Annotated in this window: 11 protein-coding genes; 7 read left to right on the top strand and 4 right to left on the bottom strand. The window is 60.7% G+C overall.

What is annotated here, in order from left to right:
* The first annotated feature begins 3 nt into the window (after positions 1-3).
* The 4 genes from ligD (at position 4) to ACQY5P_RS20390 (ending at position 6,385) form a co-directional block, all read left to right on the top strand.
* The gene (gene ligD / locus ACQY5P_RS20375; protein WP_428408712.1) at positions 4-2,502 is read left to right on the top strand and encodes a DNA ligase D; all 2,499 of its coding nucleotides are present in this window, start codon (positions 4-6) and stop codon (positions 2,500-2,502) included.
* A 10-nt stretch (positions 2,503-2,512) separates the two neighbouring features.
* Complete coding sequence (locus ACQY5P_RS20380; protein ID WP_428408713.1) at positions 2,513-3,085, top strand: YqaA family protein; 573 nt, start codon at positions 2,513-2,515, stop codon at positions 3,083-3,085.
* A gap of 523 nt (positions 3,086-3,608) precedes the next feature.
* Positions 3,609-5,075: an MmgE/PrpD family protein gene (locus ACQY5P_RS20385; protein ID WP_428408714.1), complete on the top strand. Its 1,467-nt coding sequence runs from the start codon at positions 3,609-3,611 to the stop codon at positions 5,073-5,075.
* On the top strand, positions 5,072-6,385 hold the full coding sequence (locus tag ACQY5P_RS20390) for an alpha/beta hydrolase (protein WP_428408715.1): 1,314 nt from the start codon (positions 5,072-5,074) through the stop codon (positions 6,383-6,385). The genes ACQY5P_RS20385 and ACQY5P_RS20390 overlap by 4 nt, the downstream gene beginning before the upstream one ends.
* 42 nt (positions 6,386-6,427) lie before the next feature.
* On the opposite strand, the gene ACQY5P_RS20395 is transcribed toward ACQY5P_RS20390, so the two are convergent.
* On the bottom strand, positions 6,428-7,432 hold the full coding sequence (locus ACQY5P_RS20395) for a hypothetical protein (protein ID WP_428408716.1): 1,005 nt from the start codon (positions 7,430-7,432) through the stop codon (positions 6,428-6,430).
* Positions 7,433-7,575: 143 nt separating this feature from the next.
* Between ACQY5P_RS20395 and ACQY5P_RS20400 the strand changes: the two genes are divergently transcribed.
* Positions 7,576-10,236, top strand: a complete 2,661-nt coding sequence (locus tag ACQY5P_RS20400) for a TonB-dependent receptor plug domain-containing protein (RefSeq protein ID WP_428408717.1) — start codon at positions 7,576-7,578, stop codon at positions 10,234-10,236.
* Positions 10,237-10,305: 69 nt separating this feature from the next.
* A complete protein-coding gene (locus ACQY5P_RS20405) occupies positions 10,306-11,808 on the top strand; it encodes a tannase/feruloyl esterase family alpha/beta hydrolase (RefSeq protein ID WP_428408718.1) in 1,503 nt (500 codons plus the stop codon).
* Positions 11,809-11,844: 36 nt separating this feature from the next.
* Here ACQY5P_RS20405 and ACQY5P_RS20410 read toward each other — a convergent pair whose 3' ends face one another.
* Positions 11,845-13,014 carry a cytochrome P450 gene (locus tag ACQY5P_RS20410; protein WP_428408719.1) on the bottom strand — a complete coding sequence of 390 codons (1,170 nt, stop codon included), beginning with the start codon at positions 13,012-13,014 and terminating at the stop codon, positions 11,845-11,847.
* Positions 13,015-13,107: 93 nt separating this feature from the next.
* Between ACQY5P_RS20410 and ACQY5P_RS20415 the strand changes: the two genes are divergently transcribed.
* A complete protein-coding gene (locus tag ACQY5P_RS20415) occupies positions 13,108-14,112 on the top strand; it encodes a LacI family DNA-binding transcriptional regulator (RefSeq protein WP_428408720.1) in 1,005 nt (334 codons plus the stop codon).
* A gap of 7 nt (positions 14,113-14,119) precedes the next feature.
* On the opposite strand, the gene ACQY5P_RS20420 is transcribed toward ACQY5P_RS20415, so the two are convergent.
* Both ACQY5P_RS20420 and ACQY5P_RS20425 read right to left on the bottom strand, forming a co-directional pair.
* Positions 14,120-15,142, bottom strand: a complete 1,023-nt coding sequence (locus tag ACQY5P_RS20420; protein WP_428408721.1) for a hypothetical protein — start codon at positions 15,140-15,142, stop codon at positions 14,120-14,122.
* Positions 15,142-16,263 (bottom strand): CapA family protein, encoded by a 1,122-nt coding sequence (locus ACQY5P_RS20425; RefSeq protein WP_428408722.1) that lies wholly within the window; start codon positions 16,261-16,263, stop codon positions 15,142-15,144. Before ACQY5P_RS20425 ends, ACQY5P_RS20420 begins: the two co-directional genes overlap by 1 nt.
* Positions 16,264-16,283 lie beyond the last annotated feature (20 nt).

The raw sequence follows: 16,283 nt of genomic DNA on the forward strand, positions 1-16,283 counted from the left end.
GCCATGGCGGGCGCGCAGGATCTCTTAAAGGAATATAACTCCAAGCGCGATTTCCGCACGACGCCGGAGCCGAAGGGTGCGCGCAAGAAAAGCAAGGGCGCGCTATACATCATCCAGAAGCATGATGCGCGCCGCTTGCATTATGATTTTCGTCTCGAACTCGACGGCGTCCTGAAAAGCTGGGCGGTGACCAAGGGGCCGAGCCTCGATCCTGCTGACAAGCGCCTCGCCGTGCGCACCGAAGATCACCCCGTGGATTACGGCGGCTTTGAAGGCGTGATCCCCGAAGGCTATGGCGCCGGCACGGTGATGCTGTGGGACCGGGGAGAATGGGAGCCAAAAGAAGACCCCCATGAGGGTCTAAAAAAAGGCGCGCTCAAATTCATGCTCAAAGGAGAGCGCCTCAAAGGCGGGTTCGCGCTCATCCGCATGAAAAAGAAAAAAGGCGAAAAGCGCGAAAATTGGCTGCTGGTCAAGGAACGGGACGACGAGGCGGTCGACGACGGCGATCCCACAAAGACATGGACCAAGAGCGTTAAAACGAAACGCGATATGGAAACCATCGCCGATGAAGGGGAGGGCTATAAAAAGGGAAAGAGCTACGCCGCCAAGCCGCGAAAGACGGCTGCGCGTAAAGCTGCAACAAGGAAAACCGCGCGGAAGAATTCCCTTAAATTGAAATTCACGCCGCCCCAGCTTGCGACTTTGCGCGACGATCCCCCCGAGGGAGACGGATGGCTGCATGAACTCAAATATGACGGCTATCGCATGCAGGCGCTAATCGAGGACGGGTCGGTCAGGCTGATGACGCGGAATGAAAAGGACTGGACCCATCGCTATCCGACGATCGCGGAAGCGCTTGCCGAGCTCGACGTGGAAAGCGCCGCGATCGACGGAGAGCTTGTCGCTGTCGACAAGAAGGGGCGCAGCCGGTTCGGTCTCCTCCAGAATGCAGGCGAGGATGAGGCGGCGGATCTGCGATATTACGCTTTCGACCTTCTTTATCTCAATGGCGATAACATTTCCGGGGAACCGCTGCGCAAGCGCAAAGAGCTATTAAAGCCACTGATAGAGGCCGCAGGTCCGCCGCTGTTCTACAGCGACCACATTGAAGGCAAAGGCGACGAGGTGATCCGCAAGGCCTGCGCCATGCATCTCGAAGGCATCATCTCGAAGAAGAAAGACGCGTCTTACCGGTCGGGGCGGGGGACGGCGTGGATTAAATCGAAATGCGTCGGCAATGACGAGTTTGTCATCGCAGGCTACCGCAAGTCGAACAAGCGCGGCCGCCCGTTTTCGTCGCTGCTGCTTGGCGAATATGCCGGCGGCAAGCTTGTCTATCGCGGCCGGGTGGGGACAGGCTTCGACGAGGCGGCGTTTGAAAAGTTATGCGATAAAATGCGGCCGCTGACACGCAAGACAAGTCCCTATGAAACAACGCCGGCGGATGCGAAGCAAAGCGCTGTCTGGGTGACGCCAAAACTGGTGGCGCAGATCGCCTATACGGAAAAGACATCCGACGGCAGGCTGCGCCATCCGAGTTTCCTGGGCCTGCGCGAGGACAAACCGGCAGAAGAGGTGACGCTCATGGCCCGCGATGACAAGGGCGAGGCGACAGAAGTCAAAGGCGTGCGGCTCACGCATCCGGATCGCGTCATGTATCCAGGGCAGGGCGCCACGAAGCGTCAGGTTGCGGAATATTACGCCAATAACGCCGAGCGGATGCTGAAATATCTGAAAGGCCGTCCTTTGAGTCTCGTGCGCTGTCCGGCGGGCCGCGAAGACGAATGCTTCTTTCAGAAACATCACGGCGCCTCCGTCCCGAAAGAGCTCAAATCAGTCGAAATCGAGGAAAAGAACGGCAAGACGGCGCGTTATCTCATGATCGATGACGTAAAGGGTCTCGTCGCCGCGGCGCAGATCGGGGCGCTCGAGCTTCATGTCTGGGGCGCCCGCGCCGATCGTATCGAGCGCCCCGAACGGGTGGTGTTCGATCTCGATCCGGCGGAGGGCGTTTCCTTTTCAACGGTGAAGGACGCCGCGCTCGAACTGCGCGACGTTCTGAAAGCGGCGGGCCTCGAATCCTTCGTCCTGCTGACCGGGGGCAAGGGCGTTCATGTCATTGCGCCGGTGGAGCGGCGCCGCGACTGGCCGGATGTGAAGACATTCGCCAAGGGCCTTGCGCAGAAACTCGCCGACGCGTCGCCGGAGCGTTACATCGCCAAGGCGTCCAAGTCGGCGCGAAAGGGCAAAATCTTCATCGACTGGCTGCGCAATGAACGCGGGGCGACGGCGGTGGCGCCTTACTCCCTGCGCGCCCGTCCCGGCGCGCCCGTAGCGACGCCCGTTTCATGGCGGGAACTTGCGAAGGTCGAGGCTGCAAACGCCTATACGCTCGACAACATCGGCGCGCGGCTGGCGCATCTCAAATCCGATCCCTGGAAAGGTTATGACGATCTGCGCCAGTCCATCACCGGCAGCGTGCTCGACTTCGTTAAATAGGGCTCGCAGGGTGTCAGGCTTTCTGAGATCGCTTTCCGAAGAGAAGAAATGGACGGGGCCTGCGGCCGGCGTTCTCGGCTTCCTTGAAGGATCATTCGTTGTTTTTCCGATGGAGCCTTTGTTCATTCCCATGATGGCGGCGCGCCATGGCCGGGCTTGGCTGATCGCCCTGTGGCTGCTGGCCGGGAATGTTTTGGGCGGCTTGCTTCTGTACGGCGCCGGCGCATTTTTGCTGGAGCCGGTGGCCGAGCCTTTGTTCCGGTTTCTGGAGGTTGAGCAGGATTACGAGCAAGCGAGCGCGGATCTCGAGGAAAACGCCTTCACCTCGCTGTTTCTGGTCGGAGTCACACCGTTTCCGTTTCAGGTGGGAACGGCGGCGGCCGGCGCCGTCGGGGTTTCATTGCCGGTCTTCCTCGCTGCGGTCTCACTCTCTCGAGGTCTCCGCTACATGGCGCTTGCGGGCCTTGTGATGCTGATCGGCTCCCGGGCGCGGGATTTCATCGAGCGCCATGAACGCGCCATCTTTATCGCGGGCATCGTGCTTTTCGTCGTGCTGGGGGCGTGGATATTCTGGCGAAGTTAGAATTACGGTTAGTCATGATCAGGGGACAAGGAAGCGCAGGGAGACTGTTCGCTTCACATGTCTGCACCCACAATTATTATGATCGGCGCCAGAGAGTTCGGCGCTAGTTTCTTTGCTGCGGCGCAAATTCAAATTTCCAGAAGCGCACGGAACGCCGCGGCGGCTTCGTTATCCAGACCGACACGTTTGGAGATGACAAGCTGGGCGGAAACATAGCGCGCGGCCATTTTTGATGCGGATCAAGGCCAATCGCCTTCGTCACGCTCGCGATCGCTGGAATTAAAGCCGTAGCCATGAGAAAATGTAAGCGCTTTCAAACTTGATCTTAAACTGTTACAACGCCCCGTTGAAGCCAATAGGGAAAGCCGGATCATGAAGGCGACAAAGCGGAGGTCAGGGCGCGATTCGCGCTACATAGCCCCGCCTTGCGCAACACGCTCGACAATGAAGGGCTGCCCGGCACGCGCGTTCTCACATCGGAGCGCGCAATACGCGTCGGCTTCAAGATAATTAGCGGCTGCTCATGAAGCACGAACCAACATTCGACGTGGGCGCCCAAAACGCCGAGGCGCAGGGGCTCTCCGATGTATTTTGCCGTCGTCTCTGCGATGTTGACGCATCCACCCTGCCGGAAAAGACACGTCGCGCCGCTGCGCTGGCGATCCTCGACGCGACAGGAACTATTGCCGCCGCCGCTGCCCTGTCGCCGGAGACGCAGGCCTTTCTGAAGTTGGCGCGCAGCGATGCGGGATCATGCTCGCTCTTTGGCGGCGGCGAAGCCTCGCCTGCAATGGCGGCGTTCGCCAATGGCGCGCTCGCCCATGCGCTCGACTATGAAGACGTCTTTGAACGCGCGCCCTGCCATCCGAACGCCGCGGCGATCCCCGCGGCGATTGCAATGGCGCAGGCTGTGGGTGGGGTTACCGGCGCAGAGTTTCTCGCGGCCGTCGCGCTCGGCTGCGAAGCGGCATGCCGGCTTGCACTGTCAGTTCAGCAGCCGTTGGAGGTGAATGGCTGGTATCCGCCGCCGATTTTCGGCGCCTTCGGCGCGACGGTTGCGGCCGGACGCATTGCGCGGCTCACGCCTGAACAGTTGCGCGATGCGCTATCGTTGACCCTGTGCCAGACGACGGCGCCTGGAGAAATAAAGCACAGCGCCGGCAGTCATGTCCGCGCAGTAAGGGAGGCGTTCGGCGCGCGCGCCGCGGTGACGTCTGTCCTGCTTGCGGCGGACGGTGTCCGCGGATTCGAGCGCCCGCTAGAAGGAGACGCGGGCTTTTTCCAGCTCTATGCAGACGGTCGCTACGATGCTGATATGTTGACCGATGGCGTTGGCGAACACTTTCTGATCGAAGAAATCAGCTTCAAACCGTGGCCGTCCTGCCGCGGGACGCATGCTTATATCGAACTCGCGATGAACCTGAAATTGGCGCACCGATTTCATTGGCGCGATATCGTACGCATCGACGCCCCGGTTGGCGCAGTGCAGGAGATGCTGATTGCGCCGCTCTACGCCAAACGGGCGCCGTCGACTTTCATCGGCGCCAAGTTCAGCATTCCGTTCACGCTGGGCCTCGCCTTTACGAGAGACCGCGTTTCGCTCCTGGATTTCGACGAAATCTCGCTTGCCGATGAGGCGGTGCTCGCTATTGCGGCGCTCGTTCACCCTGAAAAGCGCGCTGACTGGGGCCGCAATAACGCATCCTCCGGTGCTTTACGCGTGACGCTAAGGAATGGCGCAGTGTTCGAAGCGGAAACCCATACGCCAAAGGGACATCACGCTAATCCTATGTCAGAGGATGAGCTTGTTGCTAAGTTTATTGAGTGCGCGTCTTGTGCATCGCCGCTCAATGCTGAAGCCGCCGCGACGCTCGCGCGGGAAATCATCGATATCGAAAGCAGCGCTGATGCGGGCGCGTTATTTGCGTCGGTCTTTCGCGGCCTGAATGGCCATAAAAGTCAAAAGCATATTGAGGGCATGAAAATATGAAAACGAACATGTCGAGACGGCTATTGCTGGCTGCGGCGGCGATCATGGCGGCGCCGGCCTGCGTCAGCGCCCAAGAACAGGAAATCGTGGACCACGCGGCCGGCGTGCTCGATAGCGGCGCCGAGTGGGCGGCCGCTGTACCGTCTGACTGGAACGGCGTGCTCCTGCTCTGGAGTCATGGCTACAATCCGACCTTGAGAGCGGCGGAATATGCGCCGTCATCGGTCGCTGACGCGCTGCTTGCGAAAGGATATGCGCTTGCCGGCTCTTCTTATGCCTCCGGCGGCTGGGCGCTTGAGGACGCCGTTCCCGATCAGGCGGCGACCATCGACGCGTTTTCAGAAAAGTTTTCGGCGCCCGAAACGGTGATCGGCTGGGGCATGTCCATGGGCGGGCTCGTGACGACGGCGCTCGCCGAGGATGAAGAGTCTGGCCTTGATGGCGGCCTTTCCCTATGCAGCTCCATGGGCGGCGCCGTCGGCATGATGAACATGGCGCTCGACGGCGCCTACGCGTTCAAGATCCTTGTCGCGCCGCAGTCGGATATTCATCTCGTTGATGTCGATGATGACCTTGAAAATCTGCGCCGGGTTCAGGCGGTGCTTGCTTCTGCGCGTGAGACGAGGGAGGGGCGGGCGCGGGTCGCGCTCGCAGCCGTGCTCGCAGGGCTGCCCGGCTGGACCGACGCGAAATCTCCGAAGCCCGCCGATGATGATATCTGGGCGCAGGAGGAGCAGATGGCGCACGCGCTGCCCATGGGCGTCTTTCTGCCACGCACCGACCAGGAAAAACGCGCCGGCGGCGTTTTTTCCTGGAACGACAGCGTCGACTACGCCGCGCAGCTCGACAGGACGGGGCGGCGCGAATTCATCGAAGCGCTCTACGCAGAAGCAGGCCTTGAGCTTGAGAGCGACCTGAAGCGGCTCAATGAAGGCGAGAGAATTACAGCGCAGGCGGAACATGTGCAGTACATGCTCGACAATTACACGCCGACTGCGGCGCCGCGCGTTCCGTTGCTTGCCGTGCAGCGCGTCGGAGACGGGATGACGTCCCCGGCGCTGCAGGGCGTTTACGCCGATGCGGCGCAAGCTAACTCTGGCGAGGATATGGTGAAGAGCCTGTGGATCGACGCTCCGGGGCATTGCAATTTCACCCCGGACGAACTCCTGATCTCTATCGCCATGATCGCCGAGCGCATTCAAACCGGCGCCTGGCCGGAACCTGATGAAAAGACGTTTACGGATTATCAGCCGATGCCGATGCAGCGGCCCTGTTTCAGGGGCGGCGCATGCGAAGGATTGCCGGAGTAAAAGGGCGCGCCGCCCTGCGACATGCAGGACGGCGGCATTCGTTCAGTCGATCTTTTTCTTTTCGAAAGTCCAGTCAGGATCCGTGCAAAGGCGGCAATCGTCCCCAGTAAACGTCGCGCTCGCATCTTCATCGCCGCGCAAGATCCAGTCGAGCCAGTCAACAACGACCTGCGCCGCCTTGCCGCCATTCGGTTCCCAGAAAGTGCCGCCGTGACCGACGCCGATATTGGCGACTGCGACGGGGATATGATCGATCTTTGCGAAGTCATCCATGCCGTTTGGATAAGCGACGTCATCCGGCCCGCCGAGGATGTAAAGCATCGGCCCATCGATCTCGTCGAGCAGCTCTTTTGATACGGTCATGCCTTCGATAGGGTTGCTGCCGTCCGCGAAAACGCCGCTATACATGACGACGGCCGTTGCAACGCGCGGATCGCCGCCAGCTTGGATGGCTTGCAGTCCGCCGCAGCTGTGTCCCGACACGGCGATAGCGTCAGAATCAATGAGGCCATAATAGGGACTGTCCTCGCGTGCGTTTTCGGCGAGCGCCCAGTCGATCGCTTCGATCAGACTTTCATAATAGGTTTGCGGCGCCGGCAATCGCGGCGGATCGCCGACAGGTCCTCGGCCAGATGGAATTTGCGGCGCAGTTGCGCCGGGGCCGCTGCGGATTCGACCCGCAGCAATCGCAAGATAGCCGTGCGACGCGACCTCAAGGAGATGGAGGCGCGCAGAAGCCCCGTCGCTGCTGCAGCCGCCATTGCCCCAGATATAAAGACCGAGCTTTTGTCCGCTGACGGAGGAAAGATCGGCAGGGCGGTAAATTACATGATCGGCGAGCCCCGGGTCTTCTTCTTTCAGGGCGGGGAAGGGGCCAGTTCCTTTGCTATCGGGAATCGCGTCGCGCTTTGCGCGCAACGCGTCCATTGACTGTTCCGGCACCGTCCGCCCTTGGGGTTCCTGGCTTCCGGCTTCCTCGCCGCATCCGGCTGCGCTCAAAAGGCCTAATATTGCCGCCATGGCCAGGCGTCGTCTGGATCCCGTCATGATGTTCCTCCTCTTTTTAATTGCGGACCCGAGCCGCGGAAAAAAATGCCTCCGATCCGAAATTCTCGCGTGTAAGCGCTTGCATAAGGCGTCATCCTGCGACATATTGCGAAAAAATACAAAATAACATTTGGGAGGGTTCAATGAGATCAACTGCTCACAATACCGTTTTGATTCGCGGCTTCAGCCTAAAGCCAGCGCTCATGGCCGGCTGCGCCGCAGGCGTGATGATGGCGCTTACAGGGACGGCTCAGGCGCAGGACGGCGACGAAACCGCCACCGCTTCGAGCGACACCGTCATCGTGACGGGGAGCCGCATTCGCGGCATCGACCCGGTCGGATCGGACGTGATCGCCATCGGTCAGGATGAGATTTCGACGACGCCGACGACATCAACGGCGGATCTTCTCCGCCGCCTGCCGCAGGTCGTTTCCCTCGGGCCCAACCCCAATGGCGGCTCGGCGCAGAACGGCGCCGCAAACGTTACGCGCGGGGCGGGCATCAACCTGCGCGGCATCGGCGTCCTCTCGACGCTTTTGCTTGTCGAAGGCCGGCGCATGCCTGCAGCGGGCACCCAAGGCCAGTTCACCGATCCGTCAGTCATTCCGTCGATCGCTATCGACCGGGTGGAAGTAATCGCCGACGGCGCCTCCGCCATCTACGGCTCGGACGCCGTTGCAGGCGTTGTGAACTTCAACCTGCGCAAGAATTTTGAAGGCGTCGAGGTGCGCGGCCGCTATGGTTTCGCAGACGGCGGTTATGACGAGTGGCAGGTGGCCGGCATCCTGGGCCAAAGCTGGGATACAGGCCGGATCATGATCGCCGCAGAGCATACGGAAAACTCCGTGCTCGAAGGATCGGACCGCGACTGGTATCGCAATGATCTTACGGAATTCGGCGGACGCGATCTGCGCTCCACGGATTGTTCGCCGGGCACGCTTTATGTGAACGGCACGTCCTATGCGATCCCTGAAGGCGGCGTAACGCCCGCGAATGTCGGCGATCTCGCGCCAGGTACAGTCAATCGCTGCGCCACCGAGCAGGACAACTCGATCATTCCTTCGCAAAAGCGCAACGTCGTCACGGTGGCGGCGAGTCAGGATCTTGGCGAACGCGTGCGTCTTTTCGCGGATGGTTATTATTACAAACGCAGCTTCACCCTGCGCGGCAATGGCGGTGCGCCGGGAGAGAGCTTCCAGGTTGTTGTTCCGAACACCAACCCCTATTTCGTTTCTCCCGATCCGATGGCGACGTCGGTCACCGTCGGCTACTCCCTCATTCCGGAAGCCGGTATTTCGGAGAATGACGGCTTCGGTGAAGTCTACAGCATTACCGGCGGCATTGAGGCGGACCTCTTCGCCGACTGGCGCGGCGAGTTCTATTATTCCCACGGTCATTCGGAAGATCTTGTTGACCGGCGCTTTGGCGTGAACTCAGGCGCGCTCAACGCCGCCGCCGCGGATACAAACCCCGCGACGGCGCTGAACGTCTTCGGCGGACCGAACAATCCGGCGACGCTCGCGGCCATTCGCGACCGCCTGTTCGTGATCCAGGGCGAATCCGATCTCGATGTCTTCAACCTTCAGTTCGACGGATCGCTTTTCGCAATCCCGGGCGGCGATGTTCGTCTCGCCGTGGGCGGCGAATATCGCGAAGAGGGGCTGTCGACCGATCTCGAAATCGGCTCTTCCGCAGCGTCTATCCATGTTGTCGAAGCGGGTTCTCGCAACGTCAAAGCCGGCTTCTACGAGCTCTATGTGCCGCTCGTCGGCGCGTCGAATGCGATGCCGGGCGTCGAGACGCTCAATCTCTCGATCGCCGGCCGCTATGAAAGCTATTCGAATTTCGGTTCGACCTTTAATCCGAAATTCGGCCTGACCTGGGAGCCCGTCGAATCGCTGGCGATCAAAGGCAGCTGGGGCACGTCCTTCCGTGCGCCGACCTTCGCGGAAATTTTCACCCGCGGCGCGGGCGCCGGCCTTTATGGCGACACGCTGCCGGACCCAAGCGCGCCAACCGGGCTTCGCTTCGGCATTGGGATCGCTGGCGGCAATCCTGATCTTCAGCCAGAGGAAGCGGAAACCTGGTCAGTTGGTTTCGATTATCAGCCCGCCTATGTGGATGGCCTGACCGTCGGCGCGACCTTCTGGTCGATCCATTACACCAATCAGATCCTTGCGCTGCGCGGGACGCCGGGGCTGCTCACCAATCCGATCTATGCGCCTTACGTCAATCTCAACCCGACGGCGGCGGAGATAGACGCGCTTATCAATTCGGGCGCGCCAATCAACTCTCCGATCAATGCTGCGAGCGTGACCTTCATCGCTGACGGCCGCCGCCAGAATCTCGGCGTCACCGATACCAGCGGCATCGACTTCAATGTCGGCTACAACTACGAGGACTTCGATTTCTACTTCAATGGGTCCTACCTGACCAAGCTTGAAACCGCTGTGGCGCCGGGCGAGCCGCTGACCGATGTCCTCAACACCATCAACAACAGCCAGAAATTCCGCTTTCAAGGCGGCGTCGGCTGGAGCCCGGGTTCGGTTCGCGCGCTGCTGACCGTCAACCATCTGAGCGGCTATCTGAACAATTCGGTCATGCCGGCCGAGAGCGTCGACGCCTATACGACTGTTGACGCGTATCTCGGTTACGAATTCGACTTCGGCCTCACGGCAGCTGTCGATGTGCGCAACCTGTTCGATCAGGATCCGCCCTATGTAAACACGACCTTCGGCTATGACGCGCAGTCGGCCGACCCAATCGGACGTCTTGTCTCCTTCACGCTGACCCAGCGTTTCTAAGTGTCGCCAGGTTCTTCCCGGAAGCGCCCCCTTGCCGCAGCATACGTTGCGGCGGGGGGCGCCTTTTTTTTGTTCGCCGGCGCTGCGCTGGCGGAAGACAGGAAGGTTGCTTGCGAAGAATTGAAAGAGATAAAGCTTGCGGATGTAGAAATTGCCGGGGCGACAGCAGTTGAACCGGACCCTGTCTGGACGATTCGGCATCCATTCGGGCGCGGCGAAATCAGAGTCGAAGAGCCTTTCTGCCGCGTTGAAGGATCGATCGAAGGCAATATCGGCTTCGAGATATGGCTGCCGCAAAAAGACGCCTGGACGGGACGCATGCTCGGCGCAGGCGTGGGCGGCAGCGCCGGTCATTTCAACTATATGGACATGGCGCGGGGGTTGAAGCTCGGTTTCGCCGGCGCCACCACGGACGCCGGTCACAAGTTTGAAGATGCGGGCTGGATGCTCGATGCGAAAAAGGCGGAGGATTTCACCCATCGCGCGCAGCATCTGACCGCTGTCGCCGCCAAGAAAATCATATCCGCCTATTACGGGAATGAGGCGGAGTATTCCTACTTCATCGGCTGTTCCGGCGGCGGGCGCCAGGCGCTGAAAGAAATGCAGCTCTATCCATCCGATTATGACGGCGTCATCTCCGGCGCGCCGGGACCGAACAATCCCATTCTCTCTGCACGCCATCTCGTCACAGCGCTGCGCCAGCAGGAAAATCCCGACGGGGCGCTGACCAACGATGACTGGCAGCTTGTCGAGGACCATGTCACGGCGGTTTGCGACCGGCATGACGGTCTTGAAGACGGCCTGGTGGAAAATCCGAAAGCCTGCTGGTTTGAGTTCGCGGACTTGCGTTGCGAAGCCGATAAAACAAATTCATGCCTGACAGACGGGCAGGTCGATATGGCCAAGGCTATCTATGCGCCGCTCAAAGACGAGAACGGGAAGGCCGTCGACAAGGGCCTGCTCGCGGGCTTGCGTGCCCGTCCTGGCCCCGCGCCTTCGCTGATCCTCGAAATGTTCGGGCAGGGCGTGCACAACGACCCGCACTGGGATCCGCAAGGGTTTCGGGTCAGCGAAGATGTCGCAGCGCTGCACAAGCTGATGCCGGACATGCGCGCCGACAATCCGGAGGTGGCGGCGTTTCGCGACCGCGGCGGCAAGATCATTCTTTATCATGGCTGGTGGGATTCTTCGGTGCTGGCGCAGCAGACCATCGATTATGTGACGTCGGTGCGTAATGAATTGGGCGGCGATGTCTCCGACTTCATGCGGCTGTTCATGGCGCCCGGCGTCTATCATTGCAGCGGCGGTCCGGGAGCGGACGATTTTGGCGGCTTCATGAAACCGCCCCCGGTTGAAGATGCCGAGCACGACATGTTGCGCGCGCTTGTCGCGTGGGTTGAGCAGGGCGACGCGCCCGAGCGGATCGTCGCGACCAAGATCAATGACGGCGAGAAGGCGTTCAGCCGTCCGCTCTGCGCCTTTCCGAAAAGCGCGCGCTATCGCGAGGGCGATCCCGATGATGCGGCGTCGTTCGAATGCGTCGCTGATCCGGTCCTCGAACGCGAACTTTGATCGACTAATCTGTCTGGAGTTTGAGCTGCAGCGTTTCTACTCAAACGCCAGCGGCGCTTTCAGCGCGCCAATCTCCGGAAAACGCGTCTGCACCGGTTCTCCTGCAAGTGAGAAGCCTTTGGTCTTCGCCAGCAACCGCTCGAGCGCGACTTTCATCTGAAGCCGGGCGAGAGGCGCCCCAACGCAGGAATGCACGCCGCGGCCGAAGGCGAGCGAGTCCTTCATGTTCTCGCGCCCAAGCCGGAACTCGTCCGGCGCCTCGAAAACTTCTTCGTCTCGATTGGCGGAGGCGTAGACAAGCGCAATCGGCTCGCCTGCCTTGATGGTGCGCCCGTATTTGCAGACATCCTCCGTCGCTGTGCGGGCGAAACCGCGATAGGGAGTGTAAAGGCGCAGAAATTCCTCAATCGCCTCAGGAATAAGATCAGGTTGCTCCCGAAGTTTCGTTTGCAGCGCGCGGTCGCGGGCGAGGTGAACGCCGACGGCGCCGAAAGTGACGGTCGGCGCGATAATCCCGACCACAAGCACCTGGCGGATGGTTCCGACGATCAGATCCTCCGGCAGGGGCTCTCCTTCGTAGCGCGCTTCAAGAAGCGCGGTTGTCGCATCGAGAGCCGGGTCGAGCGGCGCTTCCTTGCGCGCCTTAAGCAGCGCGCGCGCCATATCGTAAAGCTTCAGACTGGATTGCTTGGTGGTCTCCATGTCGTTCGATTGAACGGCGATATTATATGTGCGGCCGGTTTCGGCGAGCTCGGCGATTTGGTCGGCCGGCAGGTTCATCCAGTGCGAGAAGGTGACGATCGGCACATGCGCGGAATATTCCGCACAAAGATCGCCGCCGCCTTTAGCAATCATTTTTTCGAGAAGCTCGTCGCAAAGCGAAGCGATCACAGGTTCAAGACGCGCAACCTTCTTTTCGGTCAGAAGCGGCGCCAGCGCACGGCGATAGGGCGTGTGTTCGGGCGGGTCGAGATGCAGGGGCGGGCGGCGCCCGGTGAAAGCAACCTTCGGGATGACGTTCTGTTTCGAGGTGATGTAGGTCGACGAGTCCGATGCTGCGGCGCACACGTCAGCGTGTTTCATATACGCCCAGAATCCGCCCCAGGCGCTGCTGTGGGCCACGGGGCATTCCTTGCGGAGCCGCCGATAGTCCTCATGGGGGCTGTCGAAGGTTTCCGGCGCCAGGGGATCGAAATCATCTCTCATAGCGACAAAATAGGCCTGAATGAAAGCGCTTGCAAGAAACTCGCTATACTTATTTTCATGCTAAAACTCAGCAATGGCAAATGGATAGGGTAAATGACGAATTCTCCCGGCAGATCGGCACGGCTGGACGAGGTGGCGGCGCGTGCCGGCGTTTCGACTGCAACGGTTTCACGGTTTTTCAATAACCCGGACGTCGTCGCTGCGGCGACTGCGGAGAAGATCCGGGCGGCCGTCGCGGAGATCGGCTATGTGCCGAATCTTCTCGCGGGCGGCCTTGCGTCGAATCGCAGCCGGCTGGTCGCCGCCTTGGTGCCGCATCTTTCCAATTCGATTTTCGGTCAGACTATCGAAGCCATGGTCGAGCAGCTTTATACCGAGGGCATCGTCGTCATGCTCGGGCTGACCGGCACGGCGGACATCCGGCTCGAATCGCTCATCAAGGCGGCGCTCGCGCGCCGCGCCGACGCGATCATTCTCACCGGCATTCTTGAAGATGAGGAGTTGCGGGGCCTTCTGCAGCGGAGCAGCACCACGGTTATCGAAATCTGGGGACTGCCGGAAAATCCCATCGATCTCGCCGTCGGCTTTTCGCACCGCGCCGTCGGCGTCGACATCGCCCGTTTCATCCATTCGCGCGGCTATCTTCATCCGCATCTCTTAACGCCATCGACGGCGCGCGCGCGCGAACGCCGCGACGGCCTCATCGCTGAGTGGGCGGCCGCGGGCGGCGCGCCGGTCACCGAGGACGACGTTGAAGCGCCCGTGCATTTCGGCAGCGCGCGGGCGGCGTTCGCCAAGATTCGGCGGCTCGATCCGCGGCCGGATGTCATCGTCTGCGGCTCCGACTCACTGGCCCAGGGCGTCATGGTCGAAGCCATGTCCTGCGGGCTCAAAGTGCCGGACGACATCGCCGTGGTTGGTTTTGGCAACAGCTCGCTCGCGGGCGAAATGCGGCCCACCATTACGACTATCGATGTCGACGGCGCGCGCATTGCGCGCGAGGCGATCGCGGCCATGCGTCAGCGCGCCCTCGGCGAGGACATTAAAAACCGTACAATTGACGTCGGTTTCCGGCTGATTGCGCGGGACAGCGCTTGAGGATTGCTTATTGCGCTTCCGCCCGCGCCGCATTCATCTTGCGATCGAAGCGCGGCGCGAGCGATAACAGCGCGATGGCGGCGATGAGGATGAAGGCGCCGAAAATTTCAGAACCCGTCGGCGCCTTGAGCCCCCAACCGAGCGAGAGAATGTAAGCGCCGATCACACCAGCCAGCAGGCTGGCCGAGCGTTCGAGCGGCACGCAGTAAGTATTTTCTCGCGCATCGAGAAGAATGATCGCCGCGAAGATCGAAACGATCGTCAGGGTTCCGGCGATGAAGACAAGCGGCAGGATCACTGGGTCGGTCCACACTTCGATAAATCCGAATTCGAGCTGTCCCGCCTGCGAGCCGAGGCCGCTCAGCGAAAGCGCGGCGAGGGCGAGCACCGACAAGGGCAGCGCGACTACCTTTTCCTCGACGAAATATTTCTTGATCGACGCCGGATCGCCGGATTTCGAGACTTTGGTCATGACCGCGAGACGCACGAAATAACCGAGCGTGTAAAGCACAACGGTGGCGATGGCGAGCGGCGGCAGGCCGAGCTCGCCCTTCTGCTGAATGACGAAGGCGAGGGCGATGAAAACCATGACCAGCGCGGTCCAGCTCCACCAGCGCACCTTGCGCCCAAAAGCCAGATCTACCAGCGGCGCGATGATGAGAATGTCGCCGCGCATCAGAAGCTGGATGTAGGGAATGCTGACGCCCTCGAAAGTGAAGGAAAGCGGCACGGTGAACAGAATGAGCGCCGTGCCGAAGCCGGAGAGGAGGGTGTATTTCGTGGGGATCGGAATGCGCCTGCCGCCGATCTGCGTCGCATTCGCTTCGCGATGCCAGCCGGAAAGCCAGATGAACAAATACGTCATCACAAGGTTCATGATGAGCGTCGAAGGCAATGTTTCGAGGCCGGTAAGCGCGCGCCCGAAGCCTTCATGGGGAAGGCTGGTGACAAGTTTCGTGGCGATGATATTGGGGAGATAGGTGATGAAATAGAGAAACAGCATCAACTCGATGGGCGCGGTAAGACGCATCAGCGAACTCCTTCAATGACGACGCGCCCGTCGCGGACCGAATATTGCGCGTTGAGGCCCGCTTCCTCAGTCACCGCTTTCATGTAATCCGCAACCTCCATAAAGCGCGGATCGTCCCGGTCAACGACCCTCGGCACCGCGTCGTCCTCGATATAGAGCGGCAGGTAGCCGGCTTCGGTAATGCGGCCGTCGCTGATCTCCAGCCGGGCGATGATCGAGCGTTTCGAAGCCTCCGGGAAGTTGTAAAGGCTGTCGAAATTCGGCTCCCATTTCTCGGCGAGCACCTGGATTTCCTTGAAGCTCTTGCGCGCCGCATGTTCCGGCGTCATGCGCAAATCGGTCGCGAAATTGCACAGCGAATAGAACACCGGCTTGCCGTCGATCACTTCTGCGCCTTTGAGGATATGGGCGTGGTGGCCGAAGATGGCGTCGGCGCCCGCCGCGATGCAGGCGCGCGCGACGTCGCGCTGATAATCGGCGATGACGGCGCGCACAAAGTGAATGCCCCAATGCTGGGAAACGAGGACGAGATCGGCTTCCTTTTTCGCCGCGCGAATATCGGCTTCCATGGCGGCGAGGTCTTCGCGGTGCGGGTAGGTGTGAATGCGTGCGGGCGTTCCGGGTTGGTCATGCTCGACTTGTTCATACACCGTATGGGCGCGCATCGGGACGCAACCAGGCCTGTTCTCTTCCGCCCAGAAGGAGTGCGGCAGGATCGAGCAATAGGCGAGCATCGCTATGCGCGTGCCATCCGGCATGACATGAATATGCGGCTTGCGCGCGGCGGCGATGTTCTCGCCCGCGCCGATGACGGCGACGCCGCTTTTGTTGAGATTGGCGATGGTGGCGCGAAGCGCGTCCGGTCCCCAGTCGAGACAGTGATTGCCGGCGCAGGAAATAACAGTGTAGCCGGCTTTCCCGACGGCTGCGGCGGCCTTCGGCGTCGACAGGACGGCGTGACGCGTCTGCGGCAGGCGAACGCCATGATCGGCGAAACTCGTTTCCAGTTGTCCGAACACAAGGTCGGCGCCCTGCAGTAACGAAGCCGTCGCGGCGAAACATTCATCCGGATTGTCGCGATCCGGCGCGATGTCGCCGGTCGCCAGCACGACGCCGCCCATTTTTCCTCCGTCCTTTATGT

The organism is Hyphococcus sp., assembly GCF_965267305.1.
GTDB lineage: Bacteria > Pseudomonadota > Alphaproteobacteria > Caulobacterales > Parvularculaceae > Hyphococcus.

Coding starts and splice junctions, on each gene's coding strand:
- ligD (WP_428408712.1), top strand. CDS start 4: ATGGCGGGCGCGCAGGATCTCTTAAAGGAATATAACTCCAAGCGCGAT.
- ACQY5P_RS20385 (WP_428408714.1), top strand. CDS start 3,609: ATGAAGCACGAACCAACATTCGACGTGGGCGCCCAAAACGCCGAGGCG.
- ACQY5P_RS20390 (WP_428408715.1), top strand. CDS start 5,072: ATGAAAACGAACATGTCGAGACGGCTATTGCTGGCTGCGGCGGCGATC.
- ACQY5P_RS20395 (WP_428408716.1), bottom strand. CDS start 7,432: ATGACGGGATCCAGACGACGCCTGGCCATGGCGGCAATATTAGGCCTT.
- ACQY5P_RS20400 (WP_428408717.1), top strand. CDS start 7,576: ATGAGATCAACTGCTCACAATACCGTTTTGATTCGCGGCTTCAGCCTA.
- ACQY5P_RS20410 (WP_428408719.1), bottom strand. CDS start 13,014: ATGAGAGATGATTTCGATCCCCTGGCGCCGGAAACCTTCGACAGCCCC.
- ACQY5P_RS20415 (WP_428408720.1), top strand. CDS start 13,108: ATGACGAATTCTCCCGGCAGATCGGCACGGCTGGACGAGGTGGCGGCG.
- ACQY5P_RS20420 (WP_428408721.1), bottom strand. CDS start 15,142: ATGCGTCTTACCGCGCCCATCGAGTTGATGCTGTTTCTCTATTTCATC.
- ACQY5P_RS20425 (WP_428408722.1), bottom strand. CDS start 16,263: ATGGGCGGCGTCGTGCTGGCGACCGGCGACATCGCGCCGGATCGCGAC.